Raw genomic sequence first — 25,455 nt, 5'->3', positions numbered from 1 at the left:
GCGCACCCACAGCCCCCAACACCCTGGAAGCACCTTCATCATGGAAACAACCGACCCGGCCCGCATGCGGGAAGCCATGCTCAGGGCCGTCAACGACCGTCTCTCTCACGACGAGTTCGACGCCCACGCCGAGCTGCGCGACATACTCGCTCCCCTCGGCCTCACCCCCGAAGACAGCGGCGGCTCCATCACCTTCCTCAAGAAGGACCCGCTGATGTCCAGTGCCACCCGACTCGGAGGCGCCGCCGCGGTAGCCCTCGTCCAGCAGTCGGTGGTGGCCGCGAAGCTGTGGCAGATGCGCGGCGGACTCGGCCAGGACATCACCGTCGACCTCGGCCAGGCGATCCGGCGACTCGCGCCGTCCACCGAGGCCAGGTGGGAACTCCTCAACGGCTACCCGCCGGTCATCTCCGACCGCGGTCTCGGCTCCAACTTCAGCTTCTACCCGACCGCCGACGGCCGTCACATCATCCCCGTCAACATCTACCCGGGCCTCAAGAGCAAGATGCTCGAGGTCCTGGACTGTGCGGACAACCCGGAGGCCATCGGCCGCGCCGTCAAGCGGCACACAGCCGACGAGCTGGAAGAACTCGGCGAGAGGCACGGCATCGTCTTCGCCAAGGTGCGCTCCGTCGAGGAGTTCACCAGCGAGCCCGTCTTCGACTACCTGGCCTCCCGGCCCCTGATCGAGATCGAGAAGATCGGAGACTCGGCCCCGGAACCGCTCCCCGACCACGGCACGCATCCGCTGTCCGGCGTACGCGCCCTGGGAATGGGACACGTCATCGCCGGTGCCGGCATCGGCCGCTCCCTGGCCTCCCTCGGTGCAGACTGCCTCAACATATGGCGCGTCATGGAGTGGGAGCTGGACGCCCTGGTCGCCACCGCCAACGTCGGTGTGCGCTCCACCCGGCTCGACGTCCGCGGGGCAGAGGGCCACGCCCAGTTCCACGACCTGCTCAAGGGCGCCGACATCTTCTACGCCAACCGCCGCCCCGGCCTGCTCGAGGAACTCGGCGCCGACGCGGCTACCGCGATCAAGGTGCGGCCAGGCCTCATCCACGTCACGGCCAGCTGCTTCGGCGAAGGGGGACCCTGGGGCAAGCGTGTCGGCTTCGACCAGGTCGCCGGCACCGTCACCGGCATGGTCGCGGCCGAAGGCAGCCTGGAGCATCCCAAGCTCCCGCCGACGGGAATCATCAACGACTACCTGGTCGCCTGGCTCTGCGCCACCGGTGCCATGGCCGCGCTCGCCCGCCGCGCCGTCGAGGGCGGCAGCTACCGCGTGCACGTCTCACTGACCCGTGCTGCGATGTGGGCCACGACGCTCGGTTTCTTCGACTGGGACTACGTGCGCGACACCGTGGGCAGCGGCGGCGAACACGAACTGCTCGACCCCCAGATGTTCACGTCCCTGACCCCACTGGGCATCTACCAGGGCGTCACGGAGAACGTCACCCTCTCCCGCACCCCACACCACTACATGAACGTCCTGTCCCCGCGCGGCGCCGACCAGCCCATCTGGCTGCCCCGCCGGAAGAAGCCCGGCCTCGCCGCAGCGAACATCCTCACAGACTGAGTCGGGGGACGATCAGGTCCGCGTCTGTTCAGCGGCCCGGCGCGGACGTTGCTCCGCCGTCGGGCCGTACGCCTCGTTCTGGTTGTTGACCACCGGCCAGTTCGCCGAGTCCACCCGGCTTCCGAACGCCATGGTGCCGGTCTTCCCGACCATCGGCGACACATCCTGGGTGACCGCGGAGACCGGTGACCGGCCGGTCGAGGGTCGAACGCGAGGGCATAGCAACAGTCTCGCCGCCCGACCCGGCCAGAATCTGCTCGGTCCGCCACAGAACGTGCCCGGCTGTCCGCGAAGAAGCCTGCGCTGCCTCTCCGATCGCCACCTGCATCGCTTCGACCACCCGCGGGTCCACCCGGCCGAAGCGCGGCATCCGTTTGTCAACGCGGTGGTCCACCAACCCGATCAGCCCTCGGGCCTCATAGCGCTGCCGACGGTGCTGGCCGTCACTTGGTGCCCGCCAGCGGCCAACTCTGCCGCCTTGGCCCGCTCGCGCTCCGTCAGCGAGCGTTGCAGCGGATCGAACTCGGGCCTTGACGCGCTGCCCGCCGGGGCATCCGGGGCCAGCCCGTCCACGATTTCCAGGATGCGGCCCTCCCACCACAACCGCTTCCACCGCGGCGTGCGGCAGCCCCTCCAGAAGCGATCCGGCGGGGACAGGACGCCGAGCGGCACCGCCCAGGATCTCAAAGCCTTCCGTGGTCAGCAGGTCCGCCAGTGCTTGGGAACGGGGCCGGCCCGGGTGTCGGCAAGGTGGACCATCGTGCCGGACAAGCCCACCACCGTGAGCACCAGACCATCTGAGCGGATGCGATCCCCGATCCGCAGCACTCCAGGACGCCTCTGTGGGCACCGCCGCTAGCTAGCCGCTCGAAGGCCGACCTCTGCGGTTAACCCCGCCGGCCGCCCGCGCCGGTGTGGGCCTTCGCCCTCCGCCACGGCGACGTACGGGCCCCCTGGGAGCGGTAGTTCCGCGCGAAAAAGGTACCCAGCACGACTGGGCTCACGGCGCCGGTACGGCACCGATCTGCTGCATCACCCCGAGGAGGTCGGGCTGCCCCCGTTCGCCGACGATCCGGCCGTCGGCCAGATAGTAGAAGTTCATGGCCTGCACCGAGATCTTGTTGCCGGTCGCCGGGATCCCGAAGAATTCACCGTCGTGGGTTCCCCGCATGGTGAACCGCGCGGCGACCGTGTCGCCTTCGGTGACCGTCTCCTCCAGCGTCCACTGGACGTCAGGGAAGGCGCTGTGCATCATCCCGAGGACTTCCATGTACCCATCGGGCCCCCGCAGCGGTTCCGGGTGACTGGGTGCGTGGAACACCGCGTCCGGAGAAATGACCTCGCGAGCGAGACCCTCGTCGCCCGTGTTGATGAACTCGACGAAGCGGTTCATCACTGACTCGCTGGACTGCGCCGGCATCTTGCTGTGCCTCTCCAAAGACGATGGGTGGATACCTGGGAGCGTAACATCGAATCGATGTTTACATCGATTCGATGCAGGCGTGCGAGGATGGACCCATGCTCGAACTCGCGATACTCGGTTTCCTGGCCGAGGGACCCTTGCCCGGACACGAGCTGCGCCGCCGCGTCTCACAGCTGACCGGCTACATGCGGCCGGTCAGCGACGGCAGCCTATATCCGGCGATCAATCGTCTGACCAGGGCGGGCTTGATCGAGCGGCGCGCCGACCCGGCCGCGGGGGCGGCCCGGTACGTGCTCAGCCTGACCCCGGCCGGACGGGCCGAAATGCTTCAGCGCCTGCGCAAGCCCGCCGACCACGAGATCACCGACTTCACCCGGTTCTACATCGTCCTGGCATTCCTCTCCCACCTGCCCGACGTGGCCGAACAGCATGCGGTGCTGCGCAGACGGCTGGAGTTCCTGGAAGAACCGGCGAGCTTCTTCTACGACAACGACCGGCCCCTGCGTGCCGAGGAGATCGCCGACCCCTACCGGCGCGGCATGCTGCTCACCGCCCGCGCCACCAGCCGCGCCGAACGGACCTGGCTGCGCGAGACCCTCGGCGAGAAGCCGCCCGCATTCGACACCGGTCACTGACAACGATCCGCATGCGCCCGCCGCTCCCGCGAGCTGACCGCCCACGGAGGTATCTCCATGCTTGCTTCCTGGTACGACGACCAGGGACCCGCCGCCGATGTCCTGCACGTCGGCGAACTCCCTGATCCCATCCCCGGCCCCCGCGAGGTCCGCGTCCGCGTCACCGTCTCGGGCGTCAACCCCGGCGACACCAAGAAGCGGCGCGGCTGGCTCGGCTCGTCCATGCCCTACCCGCGAGTGATCCCGCACAGCGACGCTGCCGGAGTCATCGACGCCGTGGGCGCCGGAGTCGACGCCCGCCGCGTCGGGCAACGAGTCTGGGTGTACGGGGCCCAGTCCTACCGCCCCTGCGGCACGGCCGCCCAGTACACCGTCGTCCCTGCGGATCTGGCCGTCCCGCTACCCGACCACCTCAGCGACGAGCTTGGCGCGAGCCTCGGCATCCCCGGTATCACCGCCCACCGCACCGTCTTCGCCGACGGCCCGGTCGACGGCCAACTGGTCCTGGTCCACGGAGTTCTCGGCGGCGTCGGCTCCCTGGCCGCCCAGCTCGCCCGCTGGGCCGGCGCCACCGTGATCGCCACCGTCCGCCGAGCCACGGACCTCGACCACGTCGACCCGGCCGTCGTCTCCCACGCCGTCGCCCTGGACACCGGTGACCCCGTCGCGGCCATCCGCTCGTACGCGCCGCGGGGCGTCGACCGGATCGTCGAGGTCGCGCTGTCCGAGAACGCCGACCTCGACAACGCCGTCGCCGCCAACGAGGCCGTCATCGCCGCCTACGCCACCCGCGCGGACCGCACCGAGATCCCCTTCTGGCCTCTGCTGTTCAACAACGTCACCCTGCGGCTGCTCGGCAGCGACGACTTCCCTGCCGAGGCCAAGCGTCAGGCCGCCCGCGACCTCACCTCCGCAGCCGCCGTCGGCGCCCTCACCGTTGACATCCGCGACCGCTACCCGCTGGACGACATCGCCAAGGCCCACGACCACGTCGACGCCGGCGGTGGCCACGGCCGCATCCTGCTCACCATCCCGTAGAAACGACCGGGTTCGCTGTCAACGCGGTTGCGCACTGGCATGGCGCCACAGACACCACCCTCATGTCCCACATCGCAATGGTCGTCGGCGACAACAGCGGTGACGGGACCACCGGGCTGGAGCCCGTCACCGACGAGCAGTTCACCGCGGCTCTGGACCACACCGGCCGCTGACCGCCCGCGACGCTTGTGCCTGACCTAGGCCGACTAGGTGGGAGTGTAAATCTAACGGCGGATCCGACGATCATGGGAGAGACGTCAAGTGACTGACCCCGACGTGGAGTTGGAGACCGTGGAGCCTGTCGAGAGTGCCCAGTTGGGGCAGCCTGCGCCCGTGTCCGACGAGCAGCTGGCTGGTGGAGCGGGCCCGGTCGGAGGGGCTGCAGCTGACCGGGCAGGGTGGGCTGCTGCAGCAGTTGACCAAGCGGGTCTTGGAATCTGCCCTGGAAGGTGAGATCACCGATCACCTCGGCTATGAGAAGCACGAAGCTGCTGGCCGGGGCAGCGGCAACTCCCGCAACGGAGGCCGGGCCAAGACCGTACTGACCGACGTCGGGCCGGTCGAGGTCAAAGTCCCGCCTGACACCTCGGGCACGTTCGAGCCGCAGATCGTCAAGAAGCGGCAGCGGCGGCCGGCCGGGATTGACGAGATGGTGCTGTCGTTGTCCGCAAAGGGGCTCACGCACGGCGAGATCGCCGCTCACCTGGCCGAGGTCTACGGGGCGGAGGTGTCCAAGCAGACCATCTCCACCATCACCGACACCGTGATGGAGGGCATGGCCGAATGGCAGAACCGGCCCCTCGACCGCGTCTATCCCGTCCTGTTCGTGGACGCCATCAACGTCAAGATCAGGGACGGGCAGGTCGCGAACCGTCCCATCTACGTGGTGATGGCGGTGACCGTGGACGGCACCCGCGACATCCTCGGCATCTGGGCCGGCGACGGCGGCGAGGGCGCCAAGTACTGGCTGCACGTCTTCACCGAGCTGAAGAACCGCGGCCTGGACGACGTGCTCATGCTGGTCTGCGACGGGCTCAAGGGTCTACCCGAGGCCGTGGAGACCGTCTGGCCGCGCACGATCGTCCAGACGTGTGTGGTTCACCTGCTGCGGAACTCGTTCCGATACGCCGCCCGTCAGGACTGGGACAAGGTCGCCAAGGCCCTCAAGCCCGTCTACACCGCGCCCAGCGAGGATGCGGCGACGGAGCGGCTCCTGGAGTTCCAGGAGGCGTGGGGGGAAGAAGTATCCGGCGATCGTGAAGCTGTGGGAGAACGCCTGGGCCGAGTTCGTGCCCTTCCTCTCCTTCGACGTCGAGATCCGCAAGGTCATCTGCAGCACGAACGCCATCGAGAGCGTCAACGCCCGCATTCGCAAGGCCGTCCGCGCCCGCGGACACTTCCCCAACGAGGCCGCCCTCAAGTGCATCTACATGGCGCTGATGAGCCTGGACCCGACGGGCAAGGGCCGCAAGCGGTGGACCATGCGCTGGAAGGCACCCCTGAACGCGTTCCAGATCGCCTTCGAGGGCCGTCTGACCCCGAGCAACAACTGACCTTCAACAACCAAGATCAGCCGTTAAATTGACACACCCGGCTGTGGCAGGTCGGCCGAGCATGGAGTCGCGCCCGTCAGCCAGCAGATTTCCGCGTGACGGTCCGACCCTCCGCACGATAGAACCCGACGTGTGACCATCTTCTACTGCGCCAAGTGCGGGACCGCGCTCACCGGTGATCTGGTGGCGCTGCGGGCCGTTCCGAACGTCGATGACGCAGATCGCGGTCGGGACAAGAAGACCGGCCACGCTCGTTCCACCGTCCCCCACGGGCACTATGCCATCGACCCGGACCCCTGGGGTGCCCCGTACGTCGCGGCTGCCGCACCCGGCCGCCTGACCCGCAGCACCGGCCGCGAGCTGCTGCGAACCGGCACAGGGGCCACGGTTTCCGCCGGATGGCGTGACAGCGTCGTCGTCCATCCGGACGATGTCCTGCCGCGCCTCGAACCCTTTACGCTCGAGGACAACTGGCTCGGGTGTTGCGGCCCCACCGGTGCGCACGGCCCCAACCTGGCCTGCTACTGCGGCTCTCGTCTGGCCACCTGGGCCGCCGACTGCATGGGTCCCCACGAGCTCCACCTCGACCCCGTGCGCATCTACGCCTGGCATGGCGGTGCACTGGCCGAGGGCCCGTGACGATGCAGGGCCCTGACCGTCCCGAGGCGGCCGACCCTGGTCCACGGTGGATCGGTCAACGAACTGGGCAACGAAGAGCGAGCCTGGGGATTTTCATTTTCACGAAGCTTCAACATCGACAGGTCCAGGCCAGGAACCAGAGGTGCTTGGTGCACAAGGTCCGCAATGTCATGAACGCGCTGCCGAAGTCGGCCCAGCCCGGTGCGAAGAAGGCGTTGCAGAAGATCTGCAACGCCGAGGACCGCTCCGCGGGCGCCAGGTGGCCGCAGGCGATGAGTGCGCCGATGTGAAAGAGAGTGATGCCCAGTTGGCGGGCGGCCCCGCCATGTCGAGGTCCGGGTAGTTGATGTAGCAGCCGTCGGCGCCGCCCCGCCCCGGCACCGGTACGCCGCCCGTCGTGGCGAACACGTCTCGGTACATGCGTCGCAGCCGGCCGATGTTCTCGGCGTCGGCCTCGGGGGCCTGCCTGCAGGGTTTGGCCGCTGAGGAGGTACGGCGAGGGTACGAGGCGCGCAAGGCGCGGTCGTCCTTCTTCCCGCGCGAGGGCGGAGTGGACGTCGATGTCGGTGGTTTCGCGTATACCGTCGCTGTCAGGCAGGAGTTCCCGGAGCCTGTCAATCCGGAGCTCTCCGCTCGTCTTGGCGTAGAGCTTGCCCATGGTCGGCCCGGTCGCTGGCGAGTCGGCGAGCTGGACGGTGCTGTGGACGTGTCGGATCTGGACTCGGTCCGACGCTGGCTGGAGTGGGCAAGCGGGTATGTGAGGTCGATCGACTCCTTGAGCGGGCTTCCAAAGATGCCGCACACCCGCGAACCCACGCCGGTGGAGCTCAAGTCGTACCTCAGGGGATGGAGCCCCTACGGGCCGGAACGGCGAGGCTGAGGGCGACGCGTGAGGGATCGGCAAGCTCAGGGTTGGCGCGATGATGTACCGGTGTCAGTCCGAGGCGAGGAGCGAGCCTTGCAGGGTGGGCTAGCTATCGGCGAAGCCCAAGGTGAGAAGAGATCTTGACGGTCCGTTACGCTCAGTGAGGGCACTTGGTGGCTGCGGCCGGGGCCGCAGGCGCGCCGGGCCCCCCCGGGCACTACACGGCTGCGGTCCCTCTCCGGGACTACGGGTGCAACTTCTCGCCCTTGGCCAGCATCGCTACGTACTTCTCGATCCGGCGCGCCCGGGTCTCGGGCTTCTTGGCGTCTTGGACCCGGTACAGGATCGCGTAGCGGTTCTGCCGGTCCAGTGCCTCGAAGCACTCCGCCGCGGCCGGGTCGGCGGTCAGGGCCGCCGCGAGGTCGTCCGGCACCGTGGCGGTCTTCGCGCCGTCGTAGGCCGCCTCCCAGCGGCCGTCCGCCTTGGCGCGGTCGACCTCGGACTGCCCCGGGGGCTGCATCCGGCCCTGCTCGATGAGGGTGGCCACCTTGTCCCGGTTGGCCTTGGACCACTTGCTGCGCGGCTTGCGCGGGGTGAACCGCTGGAGCCACCACTGGTCGTCGAACTTGGCCTTCTGGCCGTCGATCCAGCCGTAGCAAAGTGCCACGTCGAGCGCCTGGGCGTAGTCCAGCGCGACGATTCCGGGGCCCTTCTTGCGAAGCTTGAGCCAGATGCCGGACGAGACGGCGTGGTTCTCGCCGAGCCATGCCTGGAATGCCTCGGCGGATTCGAATGCGACGATCTCCAAGTCCTGAGTCACCCCAGCAGCGAACCACACCCGGCCGATTGTCGTGACGCATTAGGGCACGGCGCTGACGGGCAACGGCCCCCAGGCCGTCGACGAGCAGGCCGCCCGCCTCCGCGGATGAGACTTGTGGCTGCCATGATCGATCTGCTCCCTGGACGATCTACTGACGAGGGATGGTCGATCAGACCCCGGGCCTGGGCGAAAAACGCCAAGGTCGGCTCCGGTGCGGGTCAAGGCGAGGAGGGTGCGCAGTTCTCCTTGGCCGTCCAGGCCGTCAGCAGCGTCTGCCCGATCTTCCGCTCGCGCAGGAGCGTAATCGTTCTGCGTCGAGAACAGGAATGATCACGCAGGTCCACGGACATCCTGCATCCGGGGCAGGGCGTGGTCGTCGTCCCAGACGACCTTGACCGCAGCGGGGTTGAGGGTGAGGCCGACGTCGTAGCCGGAGTCTTTGAGTGCCACGTCGACGTAGTAGAGCAGGCGGGTGCGCTCCCCGGGCACCTTCGGGTAGCCGAAGGTGAGGATGGCGTCCTTTCCCCACTTCGGCACGGTGGTGATGTGCGCGCCCTTGAAGGCGTGGTCGGCCGTGGTGGTGATCTTGCCGTCGCCGTCGACCCGGTACTTCGCAGAGGTGAGGGCGATCGGCGCGTGGCAGATCAGCGAGATCGGTACGCGCTCGCGTCGTCGGCCGGGCCCAGTCGGATCGCGTCCAGCACGGCGGTCCATGACGTGCGTCCCGTTTCCAGGGCGGCGACGAAGGAGTAGGGCCAGCCGGGGATGAACTGATCCGCGCTGCGGCCCCGCCCGTAGACGTGGCAGAACAGCAACTCCGGGCTGGTGGGAGCGTCGGGCCGCAGCCAGTTGCTCACATCGACCGCGAGGACGATCCGGCCGTCGGCAGCACGCGGCAGCGGTGTGGAGGCAAGCAGCCTGCGCAGGCGGCGCGGTTCCAGCCAGCCGTGGTTGACCGCGTCGTACATCGCTCCGTGCCCGCGCCGGTGCTCGGCGGTGAGCGTCAGCTCGACCAGCGAGGTGACCGGACCATCGGCGCACAGCACTGCGTCGGTCAACTCGAAGAGCGCATCTGCACGGCTGTAAAGGCAGTCGTAAAACTCGACACGAAAGTGGGACAGCACGCTCAGCGCGGCGTCGGTGGGACCTGCAGAAGCCAGACTCTTCACAGCGGCCGTTCCTTCACGCGACGTTGCTCGACACCTCGAAGCGTGAAGAACGGCCGTCCTGCTGTCCCAGGAAGAAGCCAAGATCAGCAGGACAGGTGACCCGGCGACGTTAAACGCCAAGCTCAGAAGCCGTATCTGAACCGATCATGGAACGTGCGGGTCGAACAGGTTTTCCGCCGGGGTGATCTTCCCGCCGTACGCGTATGAAGACGGGGCCTTTCGGTAGCTCGAGGATGCGAATCCAACCGAGCAGTGCCGGGAGGCCCTGATGTCGTTGTTGTGCGCCTCCGAACGCCTCCCGTCCAACGCGGCTGCACGATCGTGTGATCACCTCGCGCACGCGTACGGCAACGCGGTCGGCCACCGGGACCGGGAACGCCGGTATCCCTCCGACATGTCGGACGCGGAATGGGCGGCCGTCCGGCCTCTGCTGCCGGTGCCGGCCTGGCTTTGGGGGAGGGGCGGATCGCCCGAGGGTCACTGTCACCGGCAGCTGCTGGACGTGATCCGTCACCTGGTCACGGGCGGGATCTCGTGGCGGGCGATGCCCGCGGAGTTGCCCGGCTGGGGTCGGGTCCGCGCCTGCTTCCGCCGCTGGCGCGAGCGCGGGCTGATCACAGACTTCCACGACCGGCTGCGCGGGAAGTCCGTGAACGGGAGGGCCGCGAGGCAGGGCCCACGGCGGGGGCATCGACGCGCAGTCGGTGCGGGCCGCCGCGACGGTGTCGGCAGCCTCACGCGGTTACGACGGCGGCAAGAAGGTGTCGGGCCGCAAACGGCACATCGTGACCGGCATTCTCTTGCGTCAGTGGCCGCATCATCGATGTCACCGTCGCCTCGCGGCGTCGTCGGCCGTGTTGTCAGTGGCCTGCGGCATGATGCGGGGCACGTGACGGCCTGCCCGACAGGGGCTTTGAGGCTGTCCTCGACGAGGGGAGTGCTGTGCGTAGGCCGGTCGCAGGCGAGGTGCGTGTTCACGATCGTCAGATCTACGTCGAGAGCGATCCGGACAGCGCCAGACCTGACCTCGCCAAGGCGCTCGCGTACCAGATCGGGGGGTTGTGCGGGGCTGCGGTCCCAGGTGTGATCGTCCTGTCCACCGGGCTGTACGCGGGCGACGTCGACTTTGTCGTGGAAGTCCACGACGCAGCCCCTGTGCTGGACCCGGTCTGGGATGACGTGATGGAGGTGTCTTTCCGCCCCGAGTCGGAACGCACAAGTTTGGTGCAGGGGGACGGCGAGGCCGCGTGGGACCTGGCTCTCGCCCGAACCGACTACCGGGTCCGGTACTGCGCCCGGGGGATGGACGAGGGACGGGAACTCTCCACCAGAGTGGCCGGGGAGTCCCGGGCGGACAGCTACCTCCTGCAGTTCTGGCCTGCCCCACCCCGCCCGGACGAGGTGATCCGCCACACCTCGCGGATGGCGGGGGACCTGCACTGGAACGTGCGCCGGACGGCGCGTACGCCCGAGCAGCTCGCCGAGGCCGAACGCCTGACTCGCCAGGTGTTCCAACGGGCCGCCGAGGAGCGGGCCGAACAAGCCGCCGAGGGGCGCCGCCTGCACCACGAGGAGTGGGAGTGGGGCGGGCGGCTGCCGAGCGAGAGGCTGCGCGGTGCCCGCGAGAGCAACGTCCTCGGTCTGCTCCGCTTCGACAGCGACCTGGTACACGCCCTCGATGTCGTGGGTCCCGAGGTCCAGCGTGCAGTGGCATTGCTGGCCGCGCGGCGGGCCTGCGAGGCTGCGGGCCTGACCGAAGTGCCGTGGGTCGCCCAGGCGCTCTCGGAGTCGGCAGAGGGACGCCCTCTGCTGCCGCCGTTCGACGACCCGGCCCGGATGTGGGAGGCCCTGCGCTCCGACCCTCGTGTACCGGACAGGACGGTGCTCGAAGCGGTACCTCCGAAGTGGCCGCCGTACGTCCCGCCGCCGTTCGCGGACACAGGGCGCAAGGTCGTCGTGGTGCCCCTTGCCGTTACACCGCGCACCCCGGGACGGATCTCACAGCCGCACTTCGCTCTTCCCGCCGTGCTTGCCGCCGCCAAGCCCGCCCCGCTCATAGCAGCACTGGACGCGGTGTGGCATGCGCTGAACACGTACGGCGAGCACTACCCCGAGCTGCTGGACGAGATCCGGTCGGTGTGCGCCGAGCGGGCAATGAGTATTGCCGCCGCACTCCGTATCCGTACCACCCCGCCGCGGCTGGTCGACGTCACCGCGGTCGCCCCGCAACTGGCCCCGCTGGCACGCACGGCGACCCGGCTGCATCCCCGCCCCGGGTCGCCCACGCCGTACGACAGCTCCGTCGGCGGGCCGCTGCTGTGGCCCGCCGACGAGCCGTGGCCGCACTGCGAGGGACCGCACGAGTGGGACGGGTGGAACGCGATCCTTTCGCCGGAGGACGTGCGGCAGCGGCGACGCATCCGGGCAGCGGTGGCGAACCGGCCGGGCGGCGATCCCCCGGGGACCCGGTACACGCCCGAGGAGCTGGCGATCGAGGAGCGGATCAAGGCCGGCCGCCCGTGGCCCGAGGGCCCGATCGCCATGCTGCCCGTGGCCCAGTTGTACGTACGCGACGTCCCCTTGCTGCGCCCGCCCAAGCAGGCCGAGGCAGATCTGCTCCAAGTGCTGTGGTGCCCCTTCGACCACCCCGCGCAGCCCGAGACCGCGCTGTTCTGGCGATCCGCCGCCACAGTCACCGACATCCTCGACACACCCCCCGAGCCGCCCGCGATCCAGTTCCCCGGCTACCTGCCGGAGCCGTGCCTGCTCGCGCCGGAGCAGATCACCGAATACCCCAACATCATGGAACTGAGCAAGGAGCTCCAGCGGCAGTTGGAGGACTGGCGCAGGTGGCAGGCGGCCGGCGCCGCTCTGGACAGCTTTGACAACACGCCGTACCCGCTGGACAGCTCTGACACGCCCTGCTCGAAGGATTTCTACAACGAGCTCTACACGGGCAGGATGTCCGTCGCTCCCGGCTGGAAGGTCGGTGGATGGACCCGTTGGGGCCTCACTGATCCCCTACCCCGGCTCTGCCCCTCATGCGGCACCGAGATGGATCCGCTGCTGACCATCGCCTCGGGCGAATGGAACTCCAACTATCCCGACTGGATTCCCGACGAGGACCGAGCCCGCTCTCTGTCATCCACCTCCCATCCCGAACCGCACAACCCGACCATGCTCGACCTCGCCCGAGGCTACGATCTGCAGCTGCACGTCTGCCCGGTATCCCCGGACCATCCGCACATCGAGCTGATCCAGTGAGCCGTTCCCCGGTCAGCGGCTGCGCCGCCGTCTGCCGGACTTCGGCGGCGGCCGCCAGCTCCAGTTCCAGCAGGTGATGCTCCGGCGTCGGCGATCTCCAGCCGACCCGCCAGGTACTCCGTGACCTCCACCGGTACCTCGCACGGGTCCAGTAGGAACCGCGCGAGGTGAATGCCCGTCAGTTCAGGCGTCCGCCGCCGGCCGCGGAGGTCGACGAACGCGGACGCACCGCGGTCGTGATCGACGAGTCGTACCTGCTGGACCACCAGGAGTTGATGAGGGCGATGACCACCAGGCCGCCCACCATGAACACGCTCGGGTTGCGACCCCTTCAGGGGCGATGAGGACGAGCTGCGGAGATGTCCGGCATCTGGCGCCCCGTGCACTGTTGCGACTCCTCCGGGAGTGATGAGGACCTAATACTGCAACGGTGTTTGTTCAGCGTCCCGCCGCGCCTCGTCCGGGGCGGGGCGCGGCCGGTGCAGGTTTCGCGCAATCGTACGCAAGCCAGGCAGGGACTGTGGCTCGGGGGGAGGACACCATCGTCGTGATCCACGATGTGGCCGCCGGCTGAAGGGGGCACGGGCGTATGCGGACCGATTCCAAGCTCCACGACTGGTGGATCGACCCCCAGGAGTACGCGCGGCAGGAGAACCGGCGTGGCAGGAGGCACGCCTACGAGAGCCTCGATCCGGTGCGCACCGCTCTGATCGTGATCGACATGGTGCCCTTCTTCGCCGAGGCGAATCCGTATGTCCGCGGCATCGTGCCCAACATCGGCCGGATCGCCGGAGCACTGCGCACCGCCGGCGGCCTCGTCGCATGGGTGCTACCGGCGAACGAGACACCGCTCGGGCGCGTGAGCAGCGAGTTCTACGGCTCCAGGGTGAGCGAGACGTTCGCGTCGACAGGTGGCGCAGGGCCAATGCGCTCACGGCTGTGGCACGCCCTGCACGTCCGACCGGATGACCTGGTGGTGGAGAAGAGGGCCTATAGCGCCTTCTTCCCCGGCCGCTCGCAACTGCCGGACCTGTTGGCCGAGCGCGGCACCGACACCGTCCTCATCACGGGCGCGCTCACGAACGTCTGCTGCGAGTCCTCGGCCCGGGACGCGGCCACCACAGGCCTGCGCGTGCTGATGGTGGCCGACGCGAACGCGGCTCGACGCGACCAGGACCACAACGCCACACTGCACACGATCTACCGGTCGTTCGGCGACGTCCGGAGCACGAACGAGGTATTGGACTTGATCGGACAGCACCCGAGCTGACAGCGGGCCCTCGCACCGTCATGCGGTCGTCCCCCGGCGTGCCGGCACCTGCGGCAAGGGGGCAGACAGTTCGTCGGGCAGCGACCGGCCAGACCGAACCATCCCCGCGCGAACGGGGGAGCACCCACCCGAGTCGTAGTCGCTGGAGTCCTCGATGGGACCACCCCCTCGGGCGGGGGCGTGCTGGGCCTGGAGCCGTCGTTCTCGCGTGTGGTCAGCCGGAGGGGGTCTGTGCCTACATGTCGTGGGCTGAGCGGAACGTGTGGCGTGGCAGGGGAAATTGGTCCCAGAGGATTTCCGAGTGGACTTCTCCGGTGAGGACGGCGGTCAGGAAGCGGGTGACCGTCGTGTCGTATCGCTCCCAGTCTTCCACTGACGCGCTGTTGATCAGGATGGGGCGGGTGTCCGGGTTGTCGTCGGGCCGCACGAGCCAGTACAGGTATTCACCGTTGTCGGTGGTGGCCCAGCAGAGCAGGCGGCTGCCCGGGGTTTCCATTTCTTCGGGCTTGTCCTCGTACTGCCACAACGAGTCGTTGGCTTCGTCGCGCTCTGCGGTGATCTTGAGGAGGTCGTGGACGTCGTCGGGGCGGTCCGGCTCCAGCAGCAGGAGGTAGCCGTCGATGAAGCCGCCTCCGTACGTCTCGATGAGCTCTTTGTAGTCCGCGGGAAGGGCGGTGTGCAGAGCGGTCTCGGCGGCGGCCCAGTCCGGGGCCGGGGTAGTGTCCCGAGCGGGGGCGAGTACGTCCGTGAGCCGGGCCAGGTCGGGAGTCACGTGAGGGGGCCTTTCGTCACCGCTTGCGGTTCCAGATGGTGAGATGTTGGTTCCCCCGCCCTTGCTGCTGTGCGGGTGCATCTGGAATCCGTTGTTGCCGTGAGCCTCGATGGTCATGGCGAGGGGAATCTTCGCATGGTGGTCAACGTAGATGGCTCTGACGCTGTACTGAATGATCTCGCCGTTCCGTGCGGCGTTGCGTACTTGTTAGTTCGACTTGGTGCATGACAGGTGAGTTGGCGTAGCTGTGCTTGGTGACGAAGTCGCGGCGGTCCTTGTTGGAGCCTCCGGTCGTGGCTGCCGGCAGGTGAGCGCGGTTGTATCCCTTATCCGACTCCCAGCCGGCCGGGTCGATTTGGGGGCGCCACCACAGCCGTACGGACCGCGACAGCTCGTCCTGAGTCAGGCCGATGTCCTTCGAGCCATCGCCAAGCCACGTAGTACGCCAAGCCACGTAATAGCCGCGCGCTCGCCGCGTATGCAGTCACCGCGCGCTGACCTGCGACCGACGGACGTTCACCACGCGGCCGGTGACACGCCGGACCGGCAGAGCCCTGTCAGGGGGTGTCTCTCGCCAACGGTCCGACGACATCACCGCAACGCGCTGAAATTCCCTGCCGGGCCCGGCCGGTGTCCCCTACGCTGGAGGCACCGACGCGGGGTGGAGCAGCTCGGTAGCTCGCTGGGCTCATAACCCAGAGGTCGCGTGGTTCAAATCCCGCCCCCGCTACGAAGGCCCGGCCCTTGGTGACATCTCGTCGCCGGGGGCCGGAGCCGTACACGGGCAGCGTCCTGTGACCATGGTGCCAAGGCCCCGACCGCACCAACGGATCGGGGCCTTGACCGAGTTCTCAGTCCGCGCTTGATGCGGCCGCTGGCACGTCGCGCGCTCGTGCTTCTTGCCTGACACCGGAGAGCGCGTCCCTCGACATCGATCCCTTCCGGGTGAGTGAGACGGTCAGTCCAGCGGCTGTTGTGGCGAGTGTTGCGGCGGCGTAGATGATTGCTGCCGGCACCAAACCGATGGCGTCACTGAGGAAGCCGGCCGCGATGGTAGGGATGCCGTACGCGAGGTAAGCGACGACGTAGACGGCGGAGAACAGCCTCGCACGCTCCTGCGCTCGCGTCAGCGGCACAAGGAGCCCGAGCGTGCTGGAAAAGACGGCGCCGAAGCCGAGGCCGGTGATGATCGCGCCGCTGATGATGAGCGATGCGAGGCGCGCCGCGAACGAGCACGCCTCCAGCGACACACCGGCGAGAACCGCTGCGTATCCGGCGAGCATGAACCGCCGGGGCGGCATCAGCGGGCCGAGCGCGAGCGCGGAGACGGCCGCGGCCAAGGGCTGGGCTGCGACCACCAGGCCAAGGGCGGCTCCGCTGGTGATGTGCAGGGCTTGATGGACGATCGACGCCCCGAGGCCGAGGACCAGCCCGGCCGACATCCAGATCCCGGTCATCCCTGGGGCAGTGCGAGCGAACGCGGTCCGGGCGGCGGACGGAATGCCGATGCGTGACACGAGGGCATCGCCGGTCCCTTGACGCGTGCTGACCGTCTCGGGCGATGCCGCTGTGACGACGAGGGCGATGACGATGGTCGCGAGTGCGGCGCCGAACACGACCGTCGCGGGTGCTGCCGTGAACTGGATGGCGACGCCGGTCAGGACGACGCCGATACCGAGACCGGCGACGGATGCGATGCTCACGACCAGTGATGCGGCCTTCTTCAGCCCCGCTGGTGCGACCTCGGCGATGTAGGCGCTGAACGCGCTCGTGGCCGCTCCCGTCGCGAAGCCCTGCAGCGCCCGCCCGACGATGATGACGCCGATGTCCGGGGCGAACAGGAACACCGTCATCGCGACCGCCTGGAGTGCGAGGGCCGCGACGAGTACCGGACGGCGGCCGATTCGATCCGACAGGGAACCGATGACGACAAGCGCGAGGAGAAGCGTGAAGGCGTAGATCGCGAACGCGACCGTCAGCTCGCTGTCGGGGAAATGCCAGTGCTGCTGGTAGACGACCAGCAGGGCGCTCGGTGCTCCCGCGGCGGCCATCACTGCCATGAACGCGATGGCCGACGTGACGAAGGCGACGACCGGCGGAACCGTTGGACGCGGCATGGAACCCCTATCCGCTCGACTGAGGACCGAACCCGACTGGACGGCCCATTCAGTTTCGAGCGGTTGGGCGACACCCTCCAGTGGCAAGAATGCCAATACGTGCGAGGATTCCGCCACATGGGATCGATCGCCTCGAGCTGAGGAGCTGGACGACGATGAGTTCGCACCGAGTGATGGTGCTCGTGCTGGACGGGGCGCTCCCGCTCGACGTCGGCATCCCGACCCAGGTGTTCCACCAGCGTGAGGGATTCCCCTACGAGCTGACCGTGTGCGGCGTCAGTGCGGGAACGGTGCCGTCCAGTGAGGGCTTCGGGTACGCGGTGCCCCAGGGTCTCGACGCGCTGAACGCGGCGGACACCATCATCGTCCCCGGCTACGCGCCGGTCGGCCGACCGATCCCGGCCGCAGTGCACGAAGCGCTTCACAGGGCACATGCGAGAGGAGCCCGTATCGCATCGATCTGCTACGGCGCGTTCGCCCTGGCCGACGCGGGTCTGCTGGAAGGGCGACGCGCGACAACGCATTGGGACGCGGCGGAGATGTTGGCGCAGCGCCATCCGGCCATCCTGGTGGAGCCCAATGTCCTGTTCGTCGACGAGGGTTCGGTCCTCACGTCAGCCGGCGTCGCGGCAGGAATCGACCTGTGCCTTCACATCGTGCGGCGTGACCTCGGCGTGAGTGTGGCGAACGACATCGCCCGCCGTCTGGTGACCGCGCCCCATCGGAGCGGCGGCCAGGCTCAGTACCTTCCCCGAAGCAACTCGGCGCCGCATGGCGATACGCTCGCGGCGACCCGAGAGTGGGCGCTGACGCGCCTCCACGAACCGCTCGCAGTCACCGAACTCGCGACGCATGCGCGGATGTCACTGCGCACCTTCATGCGCCGTTTCGCCGAGGAGACCGGCGACACGCCGCTGCAGTGGGTCCTGCGCGCTCGGGTCGACGCTGCCCGAGCGCTCCTGGAAACCACGAAGCTCCCGGTCGACCAGATCGCCGAGCGCGTCGGACTGGGAACCGGATCCAACCTCCGCCTGCATTTTCGGAGAATCCTCGACGTGTCGCCGACCGAGTATCGGGCCGCGTTCTCCGACCGGACGATTCCGGCTCCTTGAGCGGGAACTCCCGGATACACGGCTGGACTTCCTTCTGAACAGACCCGTTCGAGCCGGGAAGGCGGGCCTTCCCGGCCGGCAACGGGCGCGGCATTCTCGAGCGCCGTCGTCCTGCGGTGCCGCACCATGTGCTGCAGCCGCTCGTTGGCGTTTCGCGGCTCCAGCCCGGCCGGGAAACGGAGGACGGAGTCGGCAGGGCAGACGTCCGCTTCATCGAACACCGGGAGCGGACAGCGGCCTGCCTTGCCCGGCGGCGCGGAGCGGCGCACTCTCCTCGCCCAAGTGCACCTGCACCGGCGCCCGTTCACCGCCTCTTGTGCCGGACGCGGGTCGGGTCGCATCTCCCGGGTGACGGATCGTTCCCAGGACCTGGGTGACACGTCCGGCTGGATGATCATGCGTGGGATTGCAGTTCGGCCATCGTCGTGGTGTCGACCAGCCGACGTGCCGGCCGCGGTTTCGTCGCTCGATGCGAAGTGAACCATGACGCGCTATGGTACTGAGTACCATATGGAACTCGATACCGTAGGAGTCTGCCATGGACAACCGGACCATCGTCTTAACCGGAGTGACCAGCGGCTTCGGCCGCGAGTCCGTCGAGCTGCTGATCCGGGAACGGCCGCAGGACCACTACGTCGTGCTGACCCGCCGGGGCGGCGAACGCCTCGCTGCGGAACTCGCCGAGGCCACCGGCGCTTCCGGGATCACCGACGTGGACTGTGACCTCGCTTCGCTCGCCGCGACCAGGCGGGCGGTGAAGGAGATTCTGCGCGGGCTCGACTCCGGGCACCTCCCGCCGCTCGGTGGCTATCTCGGCAACGCCGGCCTCACGGTCACGACGACCCAGCAACGCACCACGGACGGGTACGAGATGACCTTCGGGGTCAATGTGCTGTCCCACTACCTGCTCGTCAGGGAGCTGCTGCCCCGGTTCACCGGTCCGGGCTGGATCGTGCTCACCTCGAGCGACTGCCACTTCGGGCAGTTCCGCTACACGCTCGGCGCCACGCCGGCACCGCGCTGGGAAACGCCGGAACGACTGGCCGCGCCTCGTTCCGGTGGAGCGCGGGAGGCCGGGCGGGCGTACGCGACCAGCAAACTCGGCGTCATCTACCTGACCCACGCGCTGGCCCGCCGCCTGCCCGAGAGCGTCGGCGTCTACTCCTACAACCCGGCGCTCGTCGCGGGCACCGATTTCTTCCGCCACGTCCCGGGGCCCGTGCGGGGCGTGCTCAACGGATTCTTCCGGCTTCAGCGATTCCTCGGCCGGGGCATGACGCCGGGACAGGCGGGCGCCCGGCTCACTGAGACGATCCTGACCGGGCTGACCACCCGGACAGGGTCCTACCTCGATCGCGGCCGCAACGTCCCCTCGTCGCCGGAGTCGTACGACGAGGCCCGCGAGGAGGAGCTGTGGCGCGAGGCCGCCCGCCTCGTCGACGCCGACCGCCAGGCGGGACGGGCGGATATCCTGACCGAATGAGCGCGAACAAGTTTCCGGTGGAGTCATTGCGGGAGCGCAAGCGCCGCCAGACCCGGGAACGGATCATCGAGACGGCCTTCGCGCTCTTCATGGAGCGGGGGTTCGATGCCGTCACCGTGGACGAGATCGCCCAGCAGGCCGAGATCGGCCGCACCACCTTCTTCCGCTACTTCGGCGACAAGCAGGAAGTCGTCTTCTCCACCGAGGACGACTTCCTGCACGCGCTCACCGCGGCCATGCGCGATGCACCCGCCGAGCCGCTCCGGGATCTCGCGCAGGCACTGGCCACATCTCGGCGGCTGCTGCTCGCGATCTGCACCGAGGCCGCCCGCAACCCCGGCCACTACGCGGTTTACCACCGTCTGGTCAAGCAGCACCCCGAGCTCGAAGACCGGCACACCCGCAAGACCCGGCACTACGCCGACCTCCTCGAGAACCACCTGATCGACCACGGCACCCCGCCGGCCACCGCCGTCCTCGCCGCCCAGTTGACCCTCGCCTGCTACCAGGCGGCGTGGCGCCTCGGCAGCCACGACGCGACGGCGGTACTCCGCGAGGCGAATGACGCCTTCGACCTCCTGCTGGACGCCACCACCGTATGACCGGCGGACCGGCCTCCACTCAGCCGGAACACGCGTCACCTCACAGCGAAATCGCTCGGCCGGCCGGAGCCACACGAGCCGCTGCTTTCCGTCGGCGCCGCCGCTACGACGACTTTGCCGCGTCGACCGGAGGGCGACCAAGCGGGCGGAAGCCGCGTACGGCGACCTCCGCCAGAACTTCCGTGGTGAAGGCGGAGCGGCAGGTACCGACTTGTGTCGGTGAGCGGTTCCTCCAGGGTGGGACCGGCGGCAGCCTTGCGGTCGTACTCGGCAAGGAACAGGGAAGGGCGTCATCCGGGTCGGGGCCCGAATCTCGGCTCCCACCCCCTCGCGCGCGAAACCCGCGGCCACAGCCGAGCAGGCGAAGCCGAGGATCCGTGCCGCCTGCCACGACTGGCACACTGATGCCCATGTCTCAAGGCCTCAGGGTCGGGCTGCTCGGAGCAGCCGCCATCGCACCGAGCGCACTGATCAAACCCGCACGCCTGACTCCACGCGTCACGGTGGCCGCGGTCGCTGCTCGCGACCGCGGGCGTGCCGAGGCGTTCGCCCGCAAACACGATATCCCCGTCGTGCACACCGGCTACGAAGCGCTCCTCGCCGACCCAGAAGTGGACGCCGTCTACGTGCCGTTGCCCAACGGGCTGCACGCGGAGTGGACGCTGAAGGCTCTGCGCGCCGGCAAGCACGTGCTGTGCGAGAAGCCCTTGACCGCCAACCGCGCCGAGGCGGAGCGCGTGGTGGAAGCCGCCGACGAGGCTTACGCGCGCAGCGGCCTGGTGGTGATGGAAGCCTTTCACTACCGTCACCATCCACTTGCCGCGCGAATTCGGCAGATCGTGGAAAGCGGCGAACTCGGCGAACTGCACCACGTCGAGGCCCAGGTGTGCTTCCCCCTGCCCCGGTTCAGTGACATCCGGTACGACTACGGACTGGCGGGCGGCGCCACCATGGATGCCGGTTGCTACGCGGTCCACGTCGCCCGTCTTCTCGGCGGAGGCACCCCGGCAGTGACGGCCGCACAGATGCTGACCCTGCGCAAGGACCGGCGCATCGACCGTGCGATGAGCGCCGACCTCGCCTTTCCGAGCGGGGCGACCGGACGTGTCCGTGCGTCCATGTGGTCGCGCCGCCTGCTGTCGATCCGGGCCCGGGCGATCGGATCCGCCGGCGAACTGAACGTGACCAACTTCGTGATGCCGCAGCTCTACCACCAGCTCACCATCCGCATGCCGCGTTCCGCGGGAAGGCGTGTGGTGAGGCGGGAGCGCCTCCAGCCCAACCCCTCGAGCTACGCCTGCCAGTTGTCGGCATTCGCGTCAGCGGTGCTGGACAAGAGCCCTGTCATTACCTCGCCTGCCGACGCCGTGGCGAACATGGGCGTCCTCGACGAGATCTACCGCACGTGCGGACTCCCGCTCCGCGGCGAGCCACAGGACCGATGAAGCCCTCGTGCGATCGTGGGCGTCCTCCGGCGGGGGAGTGTCCGACGCTCCCCGGGTTTCTGGGGGCTGAAGAGTGGTGTGGCCCCAGGGTTTACTCTGGGACCTGAAGCCGTGCGAGGTCAGGCAACGGTGATGTTCTCCGCCTGCGGGCCCTTCTGCCCCTGGGTGTACGCCGACGCTGACGTCCCCGTACGAGGACGTCCTCGCAAGCCCGCTCGTCCGTCCTGTCCCCGAACCGTCAGGGACAGCAAGGCCGTTCAGCAGGTCATCACGTTCCGCCGTTCTGAGCCGGCCCGCGGCAGGCGCCCCGTATGTTTCCCGGCGGCGGGACCTGCCCGCCCGACGGAGAAGACACCGGCACCCCGCGCGAGTCGACCCGCAACGCCGTCACCCGCCGTCCTGAAGCGCGAGACGACCCACCCGGACGGGGCCCCTGTACCCCGCCCCCGCTCGCAGGGTCCGTTCCGGTCGCTCCCGCGGGTGCGGGGATGGTCCCGGTCCGCTCGTCGTACCCGGTTCGGCACTGGATGTCGCTGTTCGTCGACCAGGGCGTTCCAGCAGCTTCGCGGTCACGGCCAGTGCGGTGAGAGTGACCCGTACGGAAGGGCAGATGCAGCCTTCGGGAGGCCAAATCGCGTAGATGTGGCGTGTCGGGGGTGCAGGCGCGGAAGACCTGGCTCAAGCAGGTTGCTGTGGGTTGGTTGTGGGTGTGGCCGTTCCCCCGGACCGGATGGGTGAAGCTGTCCGGGGTCACAGCGTCCCGTCGGCCGGCGTTGGGACGCTGCCGGCGGGACGAGGGAAGGTGTCGCCCGCATCGCGGCGGCGTCGGGAAGTCGGTGACGAGGCGGGCACACCTGGTGCCGGGTTTCCGGCTGATGATGGCAGTGAGGGGGAAGGCTTGCTGACTCTGTGGCACGTTCGCTCGGTTTCCCCGTGCCACGTGGCACGGGGAAACGGGTCGGGCGGTGTGTTCAGTGTTGCCGGTGATGGGTCACGGCTGCGCGAGGATGGTGTTCACGTTGTGTGCGTAGAGCAGCCGTGCACACGGTGACGGGCCGGTAGAGCACGACGGGTCGTCGGTGTCGCTGCTGTGCTCGGAGACCGACCACAGCAGAGGCGGGTTCCCCGTGGCAGTGCCGTGCTCGTAGTAGAGGTCTTCCGGGCCGACGGCGGTGGGGATCCCGTTGCCGAAGGCGGCGAGTTTCCCGTCGGTGCCTACGCGGGCGCGGATGAGGGTGCCGTTGCTGTACTTATGGCTCTGGTCGAAGTACCAGGTGCCGTTGTATCGCGCGGCCCCCTGATTCAGGTCCTGGGGGAGGTAGTACGCCTTGTTGATACCGCTGGGGGACGCCAGCTGGCCTGTGCTGCCGTTGAGCTGCCAGGCGCCGATGCGGCCGGTGTTGGGGAAGGTCGCGTCGGAGTTGCAGTACTCGCCGACGACCAGTTCGTCAGGGGTGGTGCTGCGGTCGATCGAGACGTACGAGGCCTTCGGGGCGCCGGTGGTCGAGCAGATGTCCGCGTCGGGGGAGTTGTACTGGAGGCTGGTGAATGTCCAGGTGGCCACCTGCGGCATGACGTAGCGATAGCCGAAGCTGTACCAGACGTTGTTCTGCCGGCCGATCTGCTTCGTGTCGGAGACGTTGCTGGTGAGGCCGTCCTGCGTGGTGTCGTCCGTGGACGCGTCCTGGTCCGGGTTGAGGTCCATGATCTTGGTCATGTCGAACACGCGCAGACCGTTCAGCGTGTCCGCGACGTACAGGTAGTTGCCGTACCAGGCCATACCGCCGGCGTGGATGCCGTTCTGCAACGAGGACTCGTCGGCGTGCAGCGCGTCGTAGGAGATGTGGCCGTAGCTGTTGTAGTACGGCCAGACCAGCAGCACGTGACGGTACTTGTTCGTGGACGGGTCGACGAAGGTGACCCGTACACCCTTCTCGTTGCAGGCGTCCGACTCCGATGCGGTGCACCCGTCGGAGCGCCCCGGGTTCTCGTTGTCGTACCAGCCGGTCAGTACAGGGCGGGCGGTGCCCCAGTACTCGTCGTCCTGGGCGTCCGACACTCCAGTGACGGCCTGCGGGATCCACTCATGGCTGACCTCGTCGTCGTGCTCGAAGCAGTAACGCTTGACCGGGGCGAGTGGCGGCCCGTTGTCTCCCGTGCCGAACGGGTCGGGGCACTGGGTGTCCGAGAACAGGTCGCGGTTGGCCTGGCTGAGCAGGTTCTGGACGCCCTGCTTGGGAAGCGCGGCATCGAGGTCGCTGATCCTGCCGCTCAGGTCGCTTCCGGCGGCGAGATTGAAAGCGGAGGGGTCGGCAGCGCTGCCCGGAGCGGGGGCCGCGGTCGCCAGGGCCTTCATCCTGGCCGTACTCAGCGTCCCCTGGGTCGCCTTGGGCTCCTGCACCCATGTGTCGGACTTGGCCGGCGGGTCGTCCGCCGCCTGGGCGGGCAGTGCGAGTCCGGTGAGAGACAGGGCCGCGATGCCGCAAGCCGTGATCCATCTGGCACCCTGGATCCGGCCTATTCGGTTCTTGTTCACATGTGTTCCATTCCGAGACGATCTTGGGCCGCCGGATGATCGCACGTGTTGAATTGCCGTGTAAAGACCTCCCTTTCGGCCAGCAAAGACCTGGTGACGCGAGGGTGACGGCACCGCTGGTAGGTCCGGGGTCATCGGTGGGATCGGTGGTCTCAGAGCGGGCTTGAGAGGGAGAGCTCCCTCCGTGCGCGGGGCGGCGGCGATCGGCTGCTGCACCGCGCTCCCGGCCCGCAACGCTCCCCGGCGGGAAGAGTGCCGCTGCTCGGCCCGATCGCCCCTTCGCCAGCGACCTGCTCGGGCTTGAGACCGCGCCTCCGTAAGTGGCGGCATGCAAGGTAGTTCGCCGGCCGCGTCGGCAGGCCGTTGTGCGGGCGACGGCCGGTTTCCAGGGTGCGCCGATGGGGGAGCTGGTGAGCACGGTCGACGAGGTGCTGCTCGGTCTCGGGGACGGAGTGAACCGCGTGCAGCGCAGGCAGTACACGGTGTCCGCGTACTCATCGAGGTGCTCAGCAGGGTACGGGTGAACGTGCTCAGCTTGGCGGCCATCAAAGGGCCGTCTTGTGGGGGAGGAGAGGGAGCCTCGGGGGAGAAGCTCCTGGCCTGTGAGCCGGAGAGCCTCGATGATCGACGCATGAAACGAGGTGCCTTCGACGACGTCCCCTTGACCACTCTGTTTCCCGGTCTATCGCCTGCTGGCGTGGAATCCCTGAAGGACGGGGCCGGTGCTGTCGATGCGTCTCGCGCCAACGAAGCTGGGCCGGAATGGGAATGGGAATGGGCTCTGGCGTACGCGGTCTTCCCTGGACCTCAGCCAGGGACGCCGATCATCCTCGGCCTGGACGTCGTCGAGCATGCTGACGGGAGCGACCAGATGGAGTTCCTGCTCCAGGTCGTATGGGCAGACCTGGGTCGGCTCGCGGTCGACGCGGCGGTGAACGTGGCCTGTTGGTGCGAAACCGATCACGCCACCCACGACGTTGATGTCTTCAGCCATGCCGTCGCTGATGTGGCCTTGCTGCCCCAGGCCTTCCGGGCAGGCGCTGTACGCCTGAAGGGATGGCTGGTCGACCCACGCGACGCAGACTACTGGCGTGCCAAGGCGGGGCTGCCCGCCCGTCGGCCTGGCTAGGTCG

Annotated in this window: 20 protein-coding genes, 1 tRNA gene and 3 pseudogenes; 15 read left to right on the top strand and 9 right to left on the bottom strand. The window is 68.4% G+C overall.

The window, feature by feature from the left end; genetic code table 11:
* Window positions 1–40: 40 nt before the first annotated feature.
* Window positions 41–1,579: a CoA transferase gene (locus OIB37_RS00585; protein ID WP_330455512.1), complete on the top strand. Its 1,539-nt coding sequence runs from the start codon at window positions 41–43 to the stop codon at window positions 1,577–1,579.
* Between the two features lie 12 nt (window positions 1,580–1,591).
* Here the strand turns inward: OIB37_RS00585 and OIB37_RS00580 are convergent, their stop codons facing one another.
* Together OIB37_RS00580 and OIB37_RS00575 are read right to left on the bottom strand one after the other, a co-directional pair.
* On the bottom strand, window positions 1,592–1,732 hold the full coding sequence (locus OIB37_RS00580; protein WP_330455511.1) for a hypothetical protein: 141 nt from the start codon (window positions 1,730–1,732) through the stop codon (window positions 1,592–1,594).
* An 847-nt stretch (window positions 1,733–2,579) separates the two neighbouring features.
* Complete coding sequence (locus OIB37_RS00575) at window positions 2,580–2,972, bottom strand: ester cyclase (protein ID WP_330455510.1); 393 nt, start codon at window positions 2,970–2,972, stop codon at window positions 2,580–2,582.
* 125 nt (window positions 2,973–3,097) lie between these two features.
* Between OIB37_RS00575 and OIB37_RS00570 the strand changes: the two genes are divergently transcribed.
* From OIB37_RS00570 to OIB37_RS00545, 5 genes and pseudogenes are all read left to right on the top strand, one after another.
* A complete protein-coding gene (locus OIB37_RS00570; protein ID WP_330455509.1) occupies window positions 3,098–3,637 on the top strand; it encodes a PadR family transcriptional regulator in 540 nt (179 codons plus the stop codon).
* Window positions 3,638–3,694: 57 nt separating this feature from the next.
* Window positions 3,695–4,675 (top strand): NADPH:quinone reductase, encoded by a 981-nt coding sequence (locus tag OIB37_RS00565; RefSeq protein WP_330455508.1) that lies wholly within the window; start codon window positions 3,695–3,697, stop codon window positions 4,673–4,675.
* 333 nt (window positions 4,676–5,008) lie between these two features.
* A pseudogene (locus OIB37_RS00555) lies at window positions 5,009–6,228 on the top strand (IS256 family transposase).
* Window positions 6,229–6,360: 132 nt separating this feature from the next.
* Window positions 6,361–6,867: a hypothetical protein gene (locus tag OIB37_RS00550; protein WP_330455507.1), complete on the top strand. Its 507-nt coding sequence runs from the start codon at window positions 6,361–6,363 to the stop codon at window positions 6,865–6,867.
* 125 nt (window positions 6,868–6,992) lie between these two features.
* Window positions 6,993–7,112 (top strand): annotated as a pseudogene (locus OIB37_RS00545) (transposase); the annotation flags it as partial.
* Between the two features lie 864 nt (window positions 7,113–7,976).
* On the opposite strand, the gene OIB37_RS00540 reads toward OIB37_RS00545, so the two are convergent.
* The 3 genes and pseudogenes from OIB37_RS00540 to OIB37_RS00530 all read right to left on the bottom strand — a co-directional run.
* On the bottom strand, window positions 7,977–8,570 hold the full coding sequence (locus OIB37_RS00540) for a YdeI/OmpD-associated family protein (RefSeq protein WP_330455506.1): 594 nt from the start codon (window positions 8,568–8,570) through the stop codon (window positions 7,977–7,979).
* Window positions 8,571–8,882: 312 nt separating this feature from the next.
* A complete protein-coding gene (locus OIB37_RS00535) occupies window positions 8,883–9,266 on the bottom strand; it encodes a hypothetical protein (protein WP_330455505.1) in 384 nt (127 codons plus the stop codon).
* Window positions 9,215–9,682: pseudogene (locus OIB37_RS00530) on the bottom strand (transposase); the annotation flags it as partial. The gene OIB37_RS00535 and the pseudogene OIB37_RS00530, both read right to left, overlap by 52 nt.
* A gap of 307 nt (window positions 9,683–9,989) precedes the next feature.
* On the opposite strand from OIB37_RS00530, the gene OIB37_RS00525 reads away from it, so the two are divergent.
* Together OIB37_RS00525 and OIB37_RS00520 are read left to right on the top strand one after the other, a co-directional pair.
* On the top strand, window positions 9,990–10,808 hold the full coding sequence (locus tag OIB37_RS00525) for a transposase (RefSeq protein WP_330455504.1): 819 nt from the start codon (window positions 9,990–9,992) through the stop codon (window positions 10,806–10,808).
* Between the two features lie 1,067 nt (window positions 10,809–11,875).
* Complete coding sequence (locus OIB37_RS00520) at window positions 11,876–12,985, top strand: hypothetical protein (RefSeq protein WP_330461740.1); 1,110 nt, start codon at window positions 11,876–11,878, stop codon at window positions 12,983–12,985.
* 178 nt (window positions 12,986–13,163) lie between these two features.
* Here the strand turns inward: OIB37_RS00520 and OIB37_RS00515 are convergent, their stop codons facing one another.
* The gene (locus OIB37_RS00515) at window positions 13,164–13,298 is read right to left on the bottom strand and encodes a hypothetical protein (protein ID WP_330455503.1); all 135 of its coding nucleotides are present in this window, start codon (window positions 13,296–13,298) and stop codon (window positions 13,164–13,166) included.
* A 276-nt stretch (window positions 13,299–13,574) separates the two neighbouring features.
* On the opposite strand from OIB37_RS00515, the gene OIB37_RS00510 reads away from it, so the two are divergent.
* Window positions 13,575–14,255: an isochorismatase family cysteine hydrolase gene (locus OIB37_RS00510; RefSeq protein WP_330455502.1), complete on the top strand. Its 681-nt coding sequence runs from the start codon at window positions 13,575–13,577 to the stop codon at window positions 14,253–14,255.
* 235 nt (window positions 14,256–14,490) lie between these two features.
* Here OIB37_RS00510 and OIB37_RS00505 read toward each other — a convergent pair whose 3' ends face one another.
* Entirely contained in the window at window positions 14,491–15,144 is a 654-nt protein-coding gene (locus tag OIB37_RS00505) for an SMI1/KNR4 family protein (protein WP_330455501.1), read from the bottom strand.
* Window positions 15,145–15,682: 538 nt separating this feature from the next.
* Here OIB37_RS00505 and OIB37_RS00500 point away from each other — a divergent pair.
* A tRNA-Met gene (locus tag OIB37_RS00500) sits at window positions 15,683–15,757 on the top strand.
* A gap of 121 nt (window positions 15,758–15,878) precedes the next feature.
* Here the strand turns inward: OIB37_RS00500 and OIB37_RS00495 are convergent.
* Window positions 15,879–17,144 carry an MFS transporter gene (locus OIB37_RS00495; RefSeq protein WP_330455500.1) on the bottom strand — a complete coding sequence of 422 codons (1,266 nt, stop codon included), beginning with the start codon at window positions 17,142–17,144 and terminating at the stop codon, window positions 15,879–15,881.
* Between the two features lie 173 nt (window positions 17,145–17,317).
* On the opposite strand from OIB37_RS00495, the gene OIB37_RS00490 reads away from it, so the two are divergent.
* The 4 genes from OIB37_RS00490 to OIB37_RS00475 all read left to right on the top strand — a co-directional run bounded on the left by OIB37_RS00490 (window position 17,318) and on the right by OIB37_RS00475 (window position 21,786).
* Entirely contained in the window at window positions 17,318–18,256 is a 939-nt protein-coding gene (locus OIB37_RS00490) for a GlxA family transcriptional regulator (protein ID WP_330455499.1), read from the top strand.
* Between the two features lie 538 nt (window positions 18,257–18,794).
* Entirely contained in the window at window positions 18,795–19,739 is a 945-nt protein-coding gene (locus tag OIB37_RS00485) for an SDR family NAD(P)-dependent oxidoreductase (protein ID WP_330455498.1), read from the top strand.
* Window positions 19,736–20,341, top strand: a complete 606-nt coding sequence (locus OIB37_RS00480; RefSeq protein ID WP_330455497.1) for a TetR/AcrR family transcriptional regulator — start codon at window positions 19,736–19,738, stop codon at window positions 20,339–20,341. The genes OIB37_RS00485 and OIB37_RS00480 overlap by 4 nt, the downstream gene beginning before the upstream one ends.
* A gap of 410 nt (window positions 20,342–20,751) precedes the next feature.
* Window positions 20,752–21,786, top strand: a complete 1,035-nt coding sequence (locus OIB37_RS00475) for a Gfo/Idh/MocA family protein (protein ID WP_330455496.1) — start codon at window positions 20,752–20,754, stop codon at window positions 21,784–21,786.
* A gap of 991 nt (window positions 21,787–22,777) precedes the next feature.
* Here OIB37_RS00475 and OIB37_RS00470 read toward each other — a convergent pair.
* The gene (locus OIB37_RS00470; RefSeq protein ID WP_330455495.1) at window positions 22,778–24,322 is read right to left on the bottom strand and encodes a hypothetical protein; all 1,545 of its coding nucleotides are present in this window, start codon (window positions 24,320–24,322) and stop codon (window positions 22,778–22,780) included.
* Between the two features lie 631 nt (window positions 24,323–24,953).
* Here OIB37_RS00470 and OIB37_RS00465 point away from each other — a divergent pair.
* Window positions 24,954–25,451, top strand: a complete 498-nt coding sequence (locus OIB37_RS00465; RefSeq protein ID WP_330455494.1) for a hypothetical protein — start codon at window positions 24,954–24,956, stop codon at window positions 25,449–25,451.
* The last annotated feature ends 4 nt before the right edge of the window (window positions 25,452–25,455 follow it).

Origin of the sequence: Streptomyces sp. NBC_00820 (assembly GCF_036347055.1) — a bacterium.
Classification (GTDB): Bacteria; Actinomycetota; Actinomycetes; order Streptomycetales; family Streptomycetaceae; genus Streptomyces.
Note: the sequence above shows the minus strand (reverse complement) of the source record. Positions and strands in the feature narration are given on the sequence as shown.